Annotated in this window: 13 protein-coding genes; all 13 read left to right on the forward strand. The window is 76.2% G+C overall.

All coding sequences use genetic code 11. The features are described 5' to 3' along the window. Positions 1–24: 24 nt before the first annotated feature. The 13 genes from FB563_RS39970 (at position 25) to FB563_RS40030 (ending at position 14546) form a co-directional block, all read left to right on the forward strand. Positions 25–1659 (forward strand): carbamoyltransferase family protein, encoded by a 1635-nt coding sequence (locus FB563_RS39970; protein ID WP_055710643.1) that lies wholly within the window; start codon positions 25–27, stop codon positions 1657–1659. After that, positions 1656–2651, forward strand: coding sequence for a glycosyltransferase family 2 protein (locus FB563_RS39975; protein WP_055710642.1), 996 nt, complete (start codon positions 1656–1658; stop codon positions 2649–2651). Before FB563_RS39970 ends, FB563_RS39975 begins: the two co-directional genes overlap by 4 nt. Then, positions 2648–3778: an HAD-IIIA family hydrolase gene (locus tag FB563_RS45340; protein WP_341874454.1), complete on the forward strand. Its 1131-nt coding sequence runs from the start codon at positions 2648–2650 to the stop codon at positions 3776–3778. The genes FB563_RS39975 and FB563_RS45340 overlap by 4 nt, the downstream gene beginning before the upstream one ends. Beyond that, positions 3775–4785 (forward strand): glycosyltransferase family 9 protein, encoded by a 1011-nt coding sequence (locus FB563_RS39985; protein ID WP_142219247.1) that lies wholly within the window; start codon positions 3775–3777, stop codon positions 4783–4785. The genes FB563_RS45340 and FB563_RS39985 overlap by 4 nt, the downstream gene beginning before the upstream one ends. Continuing rightward, complete coding sequence (locus tag FB563_RS39990) at positions 4782–5744, forward strand: glycosyltransferase (protein WP_142219248.1); 963 nt, start codon at positions 4782–4784, stop codon at positions 5742–5744. The genes FB563_RS39985 and FB563_RS39990 overlap by 4 nt, the downstream gene beginning before the upstream one ends. Next, complete coding sequence (locus FB563_RS39995) at positions 5741–6973, forward strand: glycosyltransferase (RefSeq protein WP_055710072.1); 1233 nt, start codon at positions 5741–5743, stop codon at positions 6971–6973. The genes FB563_RS39990 and FB563_RS39995 overlap by 4 nt, the downstream gene beginning before the upstream one ends. Continuing rightward, entirely contained in the window at positions 6970–7671 is a 702-nt protein-coding gene (locus FB563_RS40000) for a D-sedoheptulose-7-phosphate isomerase (RefSeq protein WP_055710071.1), read from the forward strand. Before FB563_RS39995 ends, FB563_RS40000 begins: the two co-directional genes overlap by 4 nt. Further along, on the forward strand, positions 7668–9098 hold the full coding sequence (locus FB563_RS40005; protein WP_055710070.1) for a PfkB family carbohydrate kinase: 1431 nt from the start codon (positions 7668–7670) through the stop codon (positions 9096–9098). The genes FB563_RS40000 and FB563_RS40005 overlap by 4 nt, the downstream gene beginning before the upstream one ends. Positions 9099–9462: 364 nt before the next feature. Then, complete coding sequence (locus FB563_RS40010; protein WP_142219249.1) at positions 9463–10476, forward strand: glycosyltransferase family 9 protein; 1014 nt, start codon at positions 9463–9465, stop codon at positions 10474–10476. Continuing rightward, complete coding sequence (locus tag FB563_RS40015; RefSeq protein ID WP_055705512.1) at positions 10466–11407, forward strand: glycosyltransferase family 2 protein; 942 nt, start codon at positions 10466–10468, stop codon at positions 11405–11407. The genes FB563_RS40010 and FB563_RS40015 overlap by 11 nt, the downstream gene beginning before the upstream one ends. Continuing rightward, on the forward strand, positions 11404–12312 hold the full coding sequence (locus FB563_RS40020) for a glycosyltransferase family 2 protein (RefSeq protein ID WP_055705511.1): 909 nt from the start codon (positions 11404–11406) through the stop codon (positions 12310–12312). Before FB563_RS40015 ends, FB563_RS40020 begins: the two co-directional genes overlap by 4 nt. A gap of 118 nt (positions 12313–12430) precedes the next feature. Then, positions 12431–12889 (forward strand): STAS domain-containing protein, encoded by a 459-nt coding sequence (locus FB563_RS40025; protein WP_234357687.1) that lies wholly within the window; start codon positions 12431–12433, stop codon positions 12887–12889. Between the two features lie 121 nt (positions 12890–13010). Next, a complete protein-coding gene (locus tag FB563_RS40030) occupies positions 13011–14546 on the forward strand; it encodes an ANTAR domain-containing protein (protein ID WP_234357686.1) in 1536 nt (511 codons plus the stop codon). Positions 14547–14595 lie beyond the last annotated feature (49 nt).

Consider the following 14595-nt stretch of genomic DNA (forward strand, 5'->3'; position numbering starts at 1 on the left):
CGCCCGCCGCCCTGGAGACAGCGCATGCACGTCCTCGGTATCAACGCACTCTTCCACGACCCCGCGGCCGCCCTGATCACCGACGGCAAGGTCGTGGCAGCGGCGGAGGAGGAGCGGTTCTCGCGCCGCAAACACGGCAAGCGGCCCGTTCCCTTCTCCGCGTGGGAGCTGCCGGAGCAGTCCGCCCGCTGGTGCCTGGAACAGGCCCGCCTCACACCGTCCGACCTGGACGCCGTCGCCTACTCCTACGACCCCTCGCTCGCCCGCCCGGCCGAGCGGATGGGCCTGAACGACCCCTGGGACCACCTGCGTCAGCAGTACGCCCGCCAGGCCCCGGACTTCCTCGCCGAGGCGCTGCCCGGTCTGGACCCGGCGAAGGTGAGGTTCGTCCCGCACCACGTGGCCCACGCCGCCTCCGCCGGGCCGGTCTCGCCGTACCCGGACTGCGCCGTCCTCGTCCTCGACGGCCGCGGCGAGTGCGGCTCCCACCTGGCCGGCCGCTACACCAACCGCGAGCTGACCGTCCTCGGCACCCAGCAACTGCCGGACTCCCTCGGCCTGTTCTACGAGGACCTCACCCAGCACCTCGGCTTCCTGCGCAGCAGCGACGAGTTCAAGGTGATGGCGCTCGCCTCCTACGGCAACCCGCGCTTCGCCGAGCGACTGCGCCAGTACGTCCACCCCGACGACCAGGGCGGTTTCCGGGCCCGCCCGGTGCCGTGGGGCGACCTCGTCCCGGCCCGCCCCGCGGGCGGTGCCTGGCGCCAGGACCACGCCGACCTCGCCGCCAGCGCCCAGCTCTGCCTGGAGGAGGCCGTGCTCGCCCTCGCGCGGTGGCTGCGCGAGCGCACCGGGGAGAACACGCTCACCCTGGCCGGCGGCGTCGCCCTCAACTGCGTGGCCAACACCCGGCTGTGGCGCGAGAGCGGCTTCGAGCGGGTGTGGGTCCAGCCCGCCGCCGGAGACGCCGGTACGGCCCTGGGCGCGGCCGCGCACGTCGCCGGCCAGAAGGACACGCTGGAGCCGATGCCGACCGCCGCGCTCGGCCGCGGCTGGAGCGACGCCGAGCTGCGCCAGTGGCTTCAGCGGGCCGCCGTGCCGTACGAGGAGCCCGCAGACATCGCCGAGACGGCCGCCGAGGCGCTGGCCGCCGACGGAATCGTGGCCTGGTTCCAGGGCCGCAGCGAGTACGGACCGCGCGCCCTCGGCCACCGCTCGCTGCTCGCCCACCCCGGCAAGGCGGACAACGTGGAGCGGCTCAACGCGGTCAAGGGCCGCGAGGAGTTCCGGCCGGTCGCGCCCATGGTGCTCGCGGAACGCGCGGCCGAGATCTTCGACGGACCGCTGCCCAGCCCGCACATGCTCTTCGTGCACGACGTGGCCGCCGGCTGGAAGGCCCGCATCCCGGCCGTGGTCCACGTCGACGGCACCGCCCGCATCCAGACCGTCGACCGCGCCCAGGAGCCTTTGGTCGCGCGGATGATCGACGGGTTCGAGCGGCGCACCGGGCTGCCGGTGGTCGTCAACACCAGCCTGAACACCGCCGGCCGGCCCATGGTCGACGACCCGCGCGACGCCCTGGAGTGCTTCGGCTCCGCGCCGGTGGACCTGCTGGTGCTGGGCCCGTTCGCGATCCGCCGCGGGAAGGCGTTCGCATGACCGACGCGCCCGCCTACACCGTCGTCGTCCCGACCATCGGCCGCCCCTGCCTCGTCGAGTGCCTGCGGGCGCTCGCCGAGGCCACGGGCCACCCCCCGCACGAGGTGATCGTCGTGGACGACCGGCCCGAGTGCGACGGCGAGCTGCCGCTCGCGGAGGCCGGACCCCTGCTCGACCGGATACGGACCCTGCGCACCGGGGGCAAGGGACCGGCCGCCGCCCGCAACGCCGGCTGGCGCACGGCCGGGACACCATGGACCGTCTTCCTCGACGACGACGTCCAGGTGCTCCCGGACTGGTCCCGGCTGCTCGCCGAGGACCTGCGGGCGGCCGGCGAGGACGTCGGCGGCATCCAGGGACAGCTGCGCGTCCCCCTGCCCCTGGACCGCCGGCCCACCGACTGGGAACGCAACACCAAGGGTCTGGAGAACGCCGCCTGGGCCACCGCCGACATGGCCTACCGCACGGAAGCGCTCGCCCGGGTCGGCGGCTTCGACGAACGCTTCCCGCGCGCCTTCCGCGAGGACGCCGACCTCGCCCTGCGGGTGCAGCGGGCCGGCTGGACGCTGCGGCGCGGCCGCCGGATGACCCGGCACCCCGTGCGCCCGGCCCACTGGTGGGCCTCGCTGCCCGTACAGCGCGGCAACGCCGACGACGCGCTGATGAACCGGCTGCACGGCCGCGACTGGTGGGACCGCGCCCAGGCACCCCGCGGCCGGCTGCCCCGCCACGTGGCCGTGACCGGTGCCGCTCTCGCGGCGGCCGCCTGTGCGCTGGCCGGACGCCGACGCGCCGCGACCGTCTGTACGGCCCTGTGGACGCTCGGCACCGCCGAGTTCGCCCTCGCCCGCATCCTGCCCGGCCCATGCACCGCCCGCGAGATCGCCGGGATGCTCGGCACCAGTGTGCTCATCCCGCCGCTCGCCGTCCGGCACTGGCTGCGCGGAGTCCTCCGCCACCGGCACGCCGAACCCCTGGGAGGTGCCGGGTGACCCCCTTCTCCGCCGTCCTGTTCGACCGCGACGGCACCCTCGTGGAGGACGTGCCCTACAACGGCGACCCCGACCGCGTCCGGCTCCTGCCCGGCGCGGCGGAGGCCGTGGCACTCGCGCGCTCCCTCGGCCTGGCCACGGGCGTGGTCAGCAACCAGTCCGGTGTCGGGCGTGGCCTCATCACCGCCGACGACGTCCGCCGGGTCAACGAACGCGCCGACGCCCTGCTGGGCGGCCTGGACACCTGGGTCTTCTGCCCGCACACCCCGGAAACCGGCTGCGACTGCCGCAAGCCCCGCCCCGGCCTGATCCTCATGGCCGCCGCCCGACTCGGTGTCCCGCCCGCCGGGTGCCTGGTGATCGGCGACATCGCGGCGGACATGCTCGCGGCCCGCGCGGCCGGCGCCCACGGACTGCTCGTACCGAACCCGGCCACGGCCCCGGCGGAGGTGGCCCGTTTCGCCGACCGCAGCGCTCCTGACGTCCTCACCGCGGTCCGCACGGCGCTCACGGGGGCGGCGGGGGAGTGGCCGTCTTCGGGGGGCGCGGCAACAGCCGGTGACGGCGCGCGGCCGTCTTCTCGGGGTGCGACGGCCCCTGGCGCGGCAGGGCCGTCTACTCGGGTTGCGGCGGCACCTGATGGGGCGCGGCCGTCTTCGCGCCGCGCGGCGATCCCGGACCGGGCGTGGACGTCTTCGCCCGACGCGGCGGCCCCGGACGGGACCTGTACTTCTTCGCGGGGCGGGATGAGCCCTGATCAGACTTGCTCGTCCTCGCCGGACGTGACCGTCCCGGCCCGGGTCCGGCCGGCTCGGCAGGGCGCTGTGGCGCCGGCCCTGGCGGGGCTGCCCGAGTCGGACCCGACGGCCCCCGGCAGTGCGCGGTCCTCTGCGCCGGCCACGGAGGGTCCGGCCGGGATGTGGCTGTCCCGGCCGGACGCGGCGACGCCTGGCCCCGGGCGGTCCTGGGAGCCGGATGCGGCGCCGCCGGGCCCGGGGCGGGTTTCCGAGGCGGACGTGGTGGCGCCGGGCCCGGCGGGGTCCGGTGAAACCGACGCGGTGCTGTCAGGCCGGGCGTGGCGCTCGGCGCCGGACGCCGCGGGAGCGGGAAGGCGGCGGTTGCGATGAAGTGCCTCGTCGTGCGGCTCGACAGCTTCGGTGACGTGTTGCTCGCCGGCCCGGCCGTGCGTGCCGTCGCCGCTCACAGCGCGCACGTCACCATGCTGTGCGGCCCGCGCGGCGCGGACGCCGCCCGCCTGCTGCCCGGTGTCGACGAGGTGCTGGTCTGGGAGGCGCCCTGGGAGGGTTTCGACCCGCCGGACGTGAGCGTGGCGGACGTCGACGCGCTGCTCGGCCGGCTGCGCGCCGGGGCCTTCGACGCCGCGCTCGTGCTCACGTCCTTCCACCAGAGCCCCTTGCCCACCGCGCTGCTGCTGCGGCTGGCCGGCATCGGCCGGATCGGCGCCGACAGCGTCGACCACCCCGGGCGGCTGCTCGACGTACGGCACCGGCGGCTGCCGGGCCGCCACGAGGTGGAGGCGGCCCTCGACACCGCCGCCGCCATGGGCTTCCGGCCACCCCCCGGCGATGACGGCCGGCTGCGCGTCCTGCCGTCACCGGACACCAGCGCCCTGACCGGCAACGGCCCGTACGTCGTCCTGCACCCCGGAGCCAGCGCCCCCGCCCGCGCCTGGAACCCACGGCGCTGCGCGGACGCGGTCGCCCTGCTCGCCGACGCCGGGCACCGCGTCGTCGTCACCGGCGGCCCGCACGAGACCGTGCTCACCCGGTGCGTGAGCGGCGACGTCGGCATCGACCTGGGCGGCCGCACCTCCCCGCGCACCCTCGCCGGGGTACTGCGCATGGCCGACGTCGTGATCAGCGCCAACACCGGGCCCGCCCATCTCGCCGCCGCCGTCGGCACCCCGGTCGTGTCCCTGTTCGCACCGGTCGTCCCGGCCGAGCGCTGGGCCCCGTACGGCGTCCCGGTCATCCTGCTCGGCGACCAGTCGGCGCCGTGCGCGAACACCCGGGCGCTGACCTGCCCGGTGCCCGGGCACCCCTGTCTGGACGAGGTCACCGGACAGGACGTGGTGCGCGCGGTGCACAAGCTCATCCAGGAGCGGCACACATGAACATCCTCGTCTGGCACGTGCACGGATCGTGGCTCACCGCCTTCGTGCAGGGCCCGCACACCTACCTGGTCCCGGTCACCGACGACCGCGGCCCCGACGGACTCGGCCGCGCCGTGACCTGGGACTGGCCCGAGACCGTCCAGGAGCGGACCCCGAAGGAGCTGTGGGACTGCGACATCGACCTGATGGTGCTGCAGCGACCGCACGAACTCGACCTGGCCCTGCGCTGGACCGGCCGCCGGCCCGGCGTGGACGTGCCCGCCGTGTACGTCGAGCACAACAGCCCCGACGCGTCCCCCGAGCGTCAACTCCACCCCCTGGCCGGGCAGTCGGCGATCCCGGTCGTACACGTCACCCACTTCAACCGGCTGATGTGGGACAGCGGCCAAGCCCCCACCGAGGTCGTGGAGCACGGCATCATCGACCCCGGCCCGCTGTACACCGGCACCGGGCGGCGCGCCGCCGTCGTCGTCAACGAGCCCGTGCGCAGGGGCCGTACGACCGGCACCGACCTGCTGCCCCGCCTCGCCCGGTCCGCGCCGCTGGACGTCTTCGGCATGCGCACCGAAGGCCTCGCCGAACACCTGGGCCTGCCCCCCGAACGCTGCCGCACCCGCGATCTGCCCCAGCACGAACTGCACCGGGAGATGGCCCGCTGCCGGCTCTATCTGCACCCCGTGCGCTGGACCTCGCTCGGGCTGTCCCTGCTGGAGGCGATGTTCCTGGGCATGCCGGTGGTCGCCCTCGACACCACCGAGGTGCGCGAGGCCGTACCCGAGGGCGCCGGGGTGGTCTCGAACCGCCTCGAGGTACTGGAGGACGCCGTACGGGCCTTCCTCACCGACCCCGTGCTCGCCCGCCGCACCGGCGCGGCGGCCCGGGCCGGTGCCCGGACCCGCTACGGAGAGCGGCGCTTCCTGGACGACTGGGAACGCCTGATCAAGGAGGTCACCCGATGAGCCGCATCCCGTCCACGGCCGGACGCGTCGCCATGGTCTCCGAGCACGCCAGCCCGCTGGCCGCGCTCGGCGGACCGGACGCCGGCGGCCAGAACGTGTACGTGGCACAGGTCGCCCGGCAGCTCGCCAGAAAGGGATACCGGGTCACGGTGTACACCCGGCGGGACTCGGCGGGCCTGCCGGACCGGGTGACCCTCATCGACGGGGTACAGGTGGTGCACGTGCCCGCCGGACCGCCCGTGACCGTCCCCAAGGACGAACTCCTGCCGCACATGGCCGAGTTCGGTTCGTTCCTGGCCCAGCAGTGGTCGCTGAACCCACCGGACGTGGTGCACTCCCACTTCTGGATGTCGGGCCTGGCGGCCCTGGCGGGCGCCCGGGAGCTCGGCATACCCGTGGTGCAGACCTACCACGCGCTGGGCACGGTGAAGAAGCGCTACCAGGGCGCCGCCGACACCAGCCCCCCGCAGCGCCTCGCCATCGAGGAGGCCGTCGGCCACGAGTGCGCCCGCATCATCGCCACCTGCAGCGACGAGGTCGCCGAACTGAAGGCCATGGGCCTGGACGAGGAGCGGATCAGCGTCGTGCCCTGCGGGGTCGACCCCGACCAGTTCACGCCCGCCCCCGGCGCCCGCCCGGCCGGTGCGGGCAGGCGGCTGCTGTCCGTCGGCCGGCTGGTGCCCCGTAAGGGCTTCGACCGCGCGATCCGCGCCCTGGCCTCCATCCCCGACGCCGAACTGCTCATCGCGGGCGGCCCCGAAGCCGATCTGCTCGGCACCGACACCGAGGCCCGGCGCCTCTACACGATCGCCGGCGAGTACGGCGTCAGCGACCGCGTCACCCTGCTCGGCGGGGTCGGCAGGGCCCGGATGCCCCGACTGATGGCCGGCGCCGACCTCGTGCTATCCCTGCCGCGCTACGAGCCGTTCGGCATCGTCCCGCTGGAGGCCATGGCCTGCGCCACGCCGGTCGTCGCCACGGCGGTCGGCGGCCAGCTCGACACCGTCGTGGACGGCACCACGGGCGTCCTGGTCCCGGCCGACGACGACTACGACCTCGGTGCGGTCGTGCGCGCGCTCCTCGCCGATTCCGACCGGCTCGCCCGGTACGGAGCCGCCGGCCGGCAGCGGGTGCTGACCCACTACACCTGGGACCGGGTGGCGGACGGTGTGGCGGGGGTGTACGGCGCCGTCGCCCCGGTCCCGCGGCTCTCGGGGGTGGTGCGATGAAGACCGCCGGCGACACCACGCACTGCGACGACCTCGCCAAGGCCCTGGACGCGTTCCGCGAGCACGAGTCCCGCATCGAGGAGTGGGGCGGCGAACTCGCCCGCCGTCTGGGCGCGGGGGCCCGGCTGCTGGTCGCGGGCAACGGCGGCAGCGCCGCCCAGGCACAGCACCTGACGGCCGAACTCGTCGGCCGCTACCGCGACGACCGGCCGCCGTTCTCCGCCCTCGCCCTGCACGCCGACACCTCCTCCACCACCGCGATCGCCAACGACTACGGCGTGCAGGAGATCTTCGCCCGGCAGACCGTCGCCCACGGCCGCTCCGGAGACGTGCTCATGCTGCTGTCCACCAGCGGCGCGAGCGCCAATCTGCTCACCGCCGCCGAACACGCCCGCCGCCTGGGCATGACCGTGTGGGCGCTGACCGGCAGGGCACCCAACCCGCTGCAGCTCGGCGCCGACGACGCGCTGTGCGTCGACGCGCCCGTCGCCGCCACCGTGCAGGAACTCCACCTGGTCGCCGTGCACATGCTGTGCGAGGCCTTCGACCAGGCCGTAGAGCGCGGGGACGCCGACCGTGCCCGCTGCGACGGGGTGGACGGCAGGCCGGGCGTCGTCGGCCGGCTCGTCGGCCGGGCCCGTACCGTCGGCCGATCCACGCCCGGCGCCCCCGCGGCCCGCAGGAGGGGAGACACATGACCAGCCCGCGCACACCGCTGGTCGTCGTGGGCGACGCCCTGCTCGACCACGACCTGTGCGGCCGGGCCGAACGCCTGGCCCCGGACGCCCCCGTGCCGGTGGTGCACGGCACCCGGCGCAGCTCCCGGCCCGGCGGCGCGGCCCTCGCCGCCTGCCTCGCCGCCGCCGACGGCCGCCCGGTCACGCTCGTCACCGCCCTCGGCGACGACCCCGCCAGCGACACCCTGCGCGGGCTGCTGGCCGGCCGTGTGGACCTGGTGGAGGTGCCGCTGGAAGGCGCCCTGAGCAGCAAGACCCGGGTCATGGCAGGAGACCGGCCGCTACTCCGCCTGGACGACGGCGAGGGACGCGCCCGCGCGGCGACGGGGGCCGCCGAGGACGCTGTCACCGGTGCCGCCGGCATCCTGGTCGCCGACTACGGCCGGGGCACCGCCGACGTCCTCCGCGACGCCCTCGGCCGGACGGCGGCCGCCCTGGTCTGGGATCCCCATGTACGCGGCCTGCCCCCGGTGCCGGGCGTCCGGCTGGCCACGCCCTCCGCACAGGAGGCCCGCGCCTTCGCCCGGCACCTGGACACCACCGACGGGTCCGGTGACGAGGCCGGACTGCGCACCGCCGCCCGGGACGCCCGCACCCTGGTCCGGGCCTGGCAGGCGCAGGCCGTCGCCGTGACCCTCGGCGAGCGCGGCGCCCTGCTTTCCCACGGCGAGACCCCGCTGCTGGTACCGACCCCGGCCGCCGTGGCGGGCGATCCCTGCGGCGCCGGCGACCGGTTCGCCGCGGCGGCGGCCGGCGAGCTCGCCGACGGCGCGCTCACCGAGGCCGCCGTGCAGGCAGCCGTCCACGCCGCGACCCGCTACGTCGCCGAGGGCGGCGCCCGCGCGGTCGCCACCGAGGAGCTGCCGGACACGCCCGAGCCCGCCGCGGCGGACGGCGACATCACCGGGGACGCCGTGCGCCTGGCCGCCCGGGTCCGGACCGCGGGCGGCACCGTCGTCGCCGCGGGCGGCTGCTTCGACCTGCTGCACGCCGGTCACGTCGCCCTCCTGCAGGCCGCGCGCCGGGCCGGCGACTGCCTGATCGTCTGCATGAACTCCGACGACTCCGTGCGCCGTCGCAAGGGCACCGGCCGCCCCCTGGTGCCCGCCGCCGACCGGGTCCGGGTGCTGCGCGCCCTGGAGTGCGTCGACGCGGTCGCCGTGTTCGACGAGGACACGCCCGAACGCGTCCTCGGCGAACTCCGCCCGCACATCTGGGCCAAGGGCGGCGACTACGCCCGCACCGACCTGCCCGAACAGCCCCTGGTGGAGAGCTGGGGCGGCCAGGTCCTCCTGCTGCCCTACCTCGACGGCCGTTCCACCACGGGCCTCGCCCGCCGCGCCGCCCTGGCACCGGCCCCGGCCCCGGCCACAGGACGTACGACATGATCGCCAGGTCCTCCGCAAGCCTCCCGGTTCCGTCGGCCGCGAGAGGGGTCCGGTATGGCACCGGAGCGTCTGCCGTGGCGGTGGTTCGGCCGTGCGTGGCCCCCGGCGGGCCGGATGCGGTGGCGAGTGGTTTTGCTTCGGTGCCCGGTGTGCCGCGCATGGCACATGGCCGGTTGTCCGGGGCGCGGGCCTGTCCCGTATGCCTCTCGACCGGGCCGGTGCGGCGTGTCGCGGTTCTCTCCGGATCAACCGGCCCGCGGCGCGCGGCACTTGTCCGAGGGGGCATCCGCGCCGCCCGGCCCGGTGCGCCGCCCGGCATGCGCGCACCGGCCGGCACGCGGCACCCGACCAGCCACCCCGCCCCATGCATCGGAGGGCCCACTCGGTGACCCACACCCCGCCCCATCCCCCGACCGTCCTGGTGCTGCGTGCGCTGGGTCTCGGTGACCTGCTGGCCGGTGTGCCCGCGTTGCGGGGCATCCGCCGGGCCTTCCCGGACCACCGGATCCTGCTCGCCCTGCCCCCGGGCCTGACCGAGCCGGCCCTGGACACCGGGGCGATCGACGCCGTGTTCCCGGCCGAGGCCCCCGGGCGGGCGGTGCCGTCCCTCACCCACTGGACCGGCCCACCGCCCGACCTGGCCGTCGACCTGCACGGCAACGGCCCCGAGAGCCGCGACGCCCTCGCCGCCGTGCACCCGCGCAGACTGCTCGCCCACGCCAGCCCGGACGGCCCGCCCTGGCAGGCACAGGCCCACGAACGGGACCGCTGGTGCGCCTTCCTGAAGGCCTACGGCATCCCGGCCGACCCCCTGGACCTGCGTCTGCCCCGGCCCGCGAACCGGTCCCGGGCGCCCGGCGCCGTGGTCGTGCACCCCGGCGCGGCCTCCGGCTCCCGCCGCTGGCCGGGGGAGCGGTTCGCCGCCGTCGTGGGCCACCTGCGCGCGGCCGGACTCCATGTGGTGCTCACCGGCGGCCCCGGCGAGGAGGCCCTGGTGCGTTCGGTCGCCGAACGCGGCGGACTGGACGCCGGGGACGTGTTCGCCGGCGGCCTTCCCTACCGGGAACTGTCCGCGCTGGTCGCCGAGGCGTCCCTGGTGCTCAGCGGCGACACCGGACTGGCGCATCTCGCGGTCGCCCACGGCACCCGCTCCGTCACCCTGTTCGGCCCCGTCTCCCCGAGCCTGTGGGGTCCGCCCCCGAGCCCCGGCCACCTGGCCCTGTGGAAGCCCGGCCCGCCCGGCGATCCGCACGGCCGCACTCCCGACGCCCGGCTGCTGCGCATCCGCTCGGCGGAGGTCACGGCGGCCTGCCTGACGCTGCTCCGGCCGGCCGACGGCGGGCGGCGAGCCGGACCGGAGGTGGCGCGTGTCCGCTGAACCCGCGACCGGCCTCTCCCGCAGGACCGCCGCCGCCGGCGACCCGCGGACCACCGTCGCCGTCATCACCCGCGACCGGCCGGCCAGCCTGCTGCGCACCCTCGACGCGCTGGCCGCCTTGCCCGAGCGGCCACCGGTCATCGTCGTCGACAACTCCCGCGACGGCAGCACCCGCAGGCTCGTGCGCGGCCACCCGGCCCTCACCCGCCTGCTGCGGCCCGCCGAGAACACCGGTGCCCTCGGCCGCAACCTCGCCGTCCGGCACGCCCGCACCCCCTACGTCGCCTTCAGTGACGACGACTCCTGGTGGGAACCGGGCAGCCTCGGCCGCGCCGCCGACCTCCTCGACCGCCACCCTCGGCTCGGCCTGCTCGCCGCCCGCACCCTGGTCGGTGACGAGGCCGCCGACGACCCGCTCAACGCGCTCCTCGCCGACTCGCCGCTGCCCCCGGAGCCGGACCTGCCCGGCCGTCCGGTGCTCGGCTTCCTCGCCTGCGCCACGGTGGTGCGCCGCGAGGCCTTCCTCGGCGTCGGCGGCTTCCACCCGCTGCTCTTCTTCGGCGGCGAGGAGACCCTGCTCGCCTACGACCTCGCCGCCCGGGGCTGGGGCGTCGCCTACGTGCCCGCCCTGCGCGCCCGGCACCACCCGGAGACCGACGGCCGTACCGGTCGTCCCTTCCTCGTCCGGCGCAACCATGTGCTGACCACCTGTCTGCGCCGACCCTGGTCCGTGGTCCTGCGGGCCGGCACCGGGCTCGCCGCGGCGGCCGCGGCAGGCCGGCCCGGTGCGCGCCGTGCCCTGAAGGAGACCCTCCTGCGGCTCCCGGCCGCCCTGGCCCGCCGCCGCACCCTGCCCCCGCACGTCGAACAGGCCGCCCGCCTCCTCGACCGCCAGTCCGCCGGACGCCCGCGGGAAGGCTCCGCCCGATGACCCGGACCGGGCCCGACGACCGTACGACCGTCGTCGTGATCACCCACGACCGCCGCGCCGAACTGCTGCGCACCCTCACGCAGCTGCGCCGGCTGCCCGAACGCCCGCACGTGGTCGTCACCGACAACGCCTCGTTCGACGGCACCGCCGAAGCCGTCGCCCGTGACTTCCCCGAGGTGACCCTGCTGCGCCCGGACCGCAACCTGGGGGCCGTCGGCCGCAACCTCGCCGTCCGGCACGTGCGCACGCCCTACGTCGCCTTCTGCGACGACGACACCTGGTGGGAGCCCGGCAGCCTGCGGCGCGCCGCCGACCTGCTCGACGGCCGGCCCCGGCTCGCCGCCGTCACCGCGCGGATCGTGGTGGAACCGGACGGCACCGAGGACCCCGTCGTACGCGAGCTGCGCGAGTCCCCGCTGCCCGGACCCGACTGGCTCCCCGGACCGGCCCTGGGCTCCTTCCTCGCGGGCGCCACCGTGCTGCGCACCGAGGCCTTCCGGGCCGGCGGCGGCTTCCATCCCGGCCTGTGGCTCGGCGGCGAGGAGGAGCTGCTCGCCTGCGACCTGCTCCGCCAGGGCTGGTGGCTGGCCTACGCGGAGGACCTCACCGTCCACCACCACGCCTCCCGGCTGCGCGACAGCACGGCCCGCCGTGTGCTCGGGATCCGCAACACCCTGTGGTTCACCTGGCTGCGCCGCCCGCTGCTGCCGGCGCTGCGCCGCACCGGGTATCTGCTGCGCACCGTGCCCCGGGACATCGCCTCCGCGCGCGCCTTCGCCCATGCCACCGCAGGGCTGCCGTGGGTGCTGCGCCAGCGCGACCCGGTGCCGCCCGAGCTGGAACGCCGGCTGGCGGCGCTGGAGCGGGCCCGCCGGACCTCACCCGCCCGGCGGTATGTCGGCTGAACCGCCCCGGGGGTGCGACACGCCCGGGCAGAATCGTTGCGTCAGGCCTGGCGCGGGGGCACAGTGAACTCCCCGGTCAAGACGCGGCTGGCTGATCCTTCCCCATCGAGGAAGCCCGATGTCCATGGAAAAAGGTCAGCTGTCCCGTGCCCGGGGCCGCCCCGGCGGCCCGGCGCCGCTGCTCCTGCAGACCGTGCACGAGCACCGGCCCGAGGCCGGCGCCGTCAGCGTCCTGAAGGCGCGGGGCACCGTCGACGCCAGCAACGCCGTGGAGTTCTCCGAGACCCTCGCAGAGCACATCGCCGTCGCCGACCGGGCCGGCGAACACGCCGTACTCGACATGACGGAGGTGTACCTCGCCTGCGCGGCCGCGGTGCGGGCCGTGGACCGGGCCACCGGGGTCCTGGCCTTCTCCGGCCGCGCCCTGCCCGTCGTACAGCCCCGGCCGCATGTGCGGGACGCGCTGCGCGCCGCGGGACTGCCGGGCGTGCGGGTGCACGCCACCATGGCGTCCGCCCTGAACTCCCTTCAGGCCCGCAGACGGGCCGGCCCTCGGCCCGGCGGCACCGATTGGTGAGCACGACGGCCCGTCCCGTCCGGCGCGGTGGCCGGGGCGGCCGGAGGCCGGTCCCGTACCGTGCGGCGTGGTCGGGAAGAGGCCGCCCGAGTTCGTCGCACCGTCATGCCCGGGTGATGCCATGAACCCCCCTTCGTCCTCCGACGCGTCCGCCGCCCCGGCACCGCTCGTCATCGAGTCGTCCGTCGTCGAGGGGCTGCCCGCCGAGGCGGCGCTGCTGCTGCGGATGTCCGGCAGCCTCGACGCCGCGGGCGCCCAGGCCTGGGCGGCGGAGCTGCGCAGCCACCTCGAACAGGCGGACCGCGCGGGGCTGCGGCCCGTCCTGGACATGGCCCATGTGCAGCTCGGCGGTGCCGCCGTGCTGCACACGCTCAGCGAGGCGGCCCGGGCGCGCACCGGACGCCCGGACCTGATCATCGTCCGCGCCCGGCCGGGGGTGCGCGAGGCGGTGCACCTCGCCCGCCTGGACGGGGTCCGGCTCTTCGCCACGCTCGACGAGGCCATGCGGGAGCTGGCCCGGGCCGCCTCACGGGTGGATGAGCTGCCCGCCTGGCGGTCGCAGATGGCGGATCCGCTGCGGCCCAGCTACGAGGACCTGCGCAAGGAGGTCCGTGCGCTGCGCGCCCGGGTGCGCACCGCCCCGGTCATCGGCATGGCACAGGGGGTGCTGATGGTCCGCTACGGCCTGCCGGACTCGGGCACCGCCTTCCGGGCGCTGCGCGAGGCCTCCCAGCGGTTCAACGTGCCGTTGCGCGTCCTCGTCTCCGCCGTGGTCGTGGCCCGGCCACCGGACGGCGAGGTGTGGTTCCCGGGCCGCCGTTCCCTGCCCGTGCCGCAGCTGCGGATCCTGGCCCGCGACGGCCGCGACCCCCGCTACCGGCGGCAGATGATCGACGCCGTGCTGCACGAGGCGCTGGCCATCGGGCGGGCGCCCGCCGGCCATGTACGGTTCGTGGACCCGGCCGTGAACGCGCTGATGCTGGAGACCCACTACGGCTGCGCGGACACGTTTCTCGACCTGCTGGTGCGCGGCCGGGACGAGGGCACGGCCGACGCGCTCGCCCGGCTGCGCGGACACCGGGTGAGCGTGCCCGACGTGGCCGCCGACACGCTGCTCTCCGAGGAGGCCCGGCGCGCCCTGCTGAGCACGGGCGCCCGTGCCCTGCAGAGCATCCCCGTCCTGTCCGCGGCCGGCTCCTGCACCGGCGTGATCACCCTGCAGTGGCCCGAGGCGGGGCACCGCCCGACCGCCGCCCAGGCCGAGGCGCTCGGTCTGCTGGCCTCCGACACGGCCGCGTGGCTGAGCTGGTACCACCGCTCGGTGCTCCTCGACGCGCTCGAACACCTCCACCGGACGGTGACCGGCTCCGCCGGGCCCGCCGAGGACGCCCGGGGTGACCCGCGGCGTCCTGGGAACCCGGACGCCGTAGACACCCCGCACCACCCGGAGGGAGTCCGGCGCATGTCCAATCCACAGCAGCCCGAACAGCGGCGCAGTGACAAGGGAGCCGCCACCCCGCAGGACAGCGGCCAGACGAAGGCCCGGCAGGGAACCGGGCGCGCCGCGGGCGGGCGCCCGCACGGCTCGGACAAGGGGAAGAAAGGCGGCGGCAAGGGCGGAGGAGTACCTCCGGAACAACGGCCCGATCACCCTTGACCGGTCACCCTCGACCGTGAGGATCACCGTTCGTGGCGCACTGTCGGGG

Origin of the sequence: Streptomyces puniciscabiei (assembly GCF_006715785.1) — a bacterium.
GTDB lineage: Bacteria > Actinomycetota > Actinomycetes > Streptomycetales > Streptomycetaceae > Streptomyces > Streptomyces puniciscabiei.

What these genes read in the sequence shown, in the direction of transcription:
- FB563_RS39970 (WP_055710643.1), top strand. Translation starts at nt 25, where the DNA reads ATGCACGTCCTCGGTATCAACGCACTCTTCCACGACCCCGCGGCCGCC.
- FB563_RS39975 (WP_055710642.1), top strand. Translation starts at nt 1,656, where the DNA reads ATGACCGACGCGCCCGCCTACACCGTCGTCGTCCCGACCATCGGCCGC.
- FB563_RS39985 (WP_142219247.1), top strand. Translation starts at nt 3,775, where the DNA reads ATGAAGTGCCTCGTCGTGCGGCTCGACAGCTTCGGTGACGTGTTGCTC.
- FB563_RS39990 (WP_142219248.1), top strand. Translation starts at nt 4,782, where the DNA reads ATGAACATCCTCGTCTGGCACGTGCACGGATCGTGGCTCACCGCCTTC.
- FB563_RS39995 (WP_055710072.1), top strand. Translation starts at nt 5,741, where the DNA reads ATGAGCCGCATCCCGTCCACGGCCGGACGCGTCGCCATGGTCTCCGAG.
- FB563_RS40000 (WP_055710071.1), top strand. Translation starts at nt 6,970, where the DNA reads ATGAAGACCGCCGGCGACACCACGCACTGCGACGACCTCGCCAAGGCC.
- FB563_RS40005 (WP_055710070.1), top strand. Translation starts at nt 7,668, where the DNA reads ATGACCAGCCCGCGCACACCGCTGGTCGTCGTGGGCGACGCCCTGCTC.
- FB563_RS40010 (WP_142219249.1), top strand. Translation starts at nt 9,463, where the DNA reads ATGCATCGGAGGGCCCACTCGGTGACCCACACCCCGCCCCATCCCCCG.
- FB563_RS40020 (WP_055705511.1), top strand. Translation starts at nt 11,404, where the DNA reads ATGACCCGGACCGGGCCCGACGACCGTACGACCGTCGTCGTGATCACC.
- FB563_RS40025 (WP_234357687.1), top strand. Translation starts at nt 12,431, where the DNA reads ATGTCCATGGAAAAAGGTCAGCTGTCCCGTGCCCGGGGCCGCCCCGGC.
- FB563_RS40030 (WP_234357686.1), top strand. Translation starts at nt 13,011, where the DNA reads ATGAACCCCCCTTCGTCCTCCGACGCGTCCGCCGCCCCGGCACCGCTC.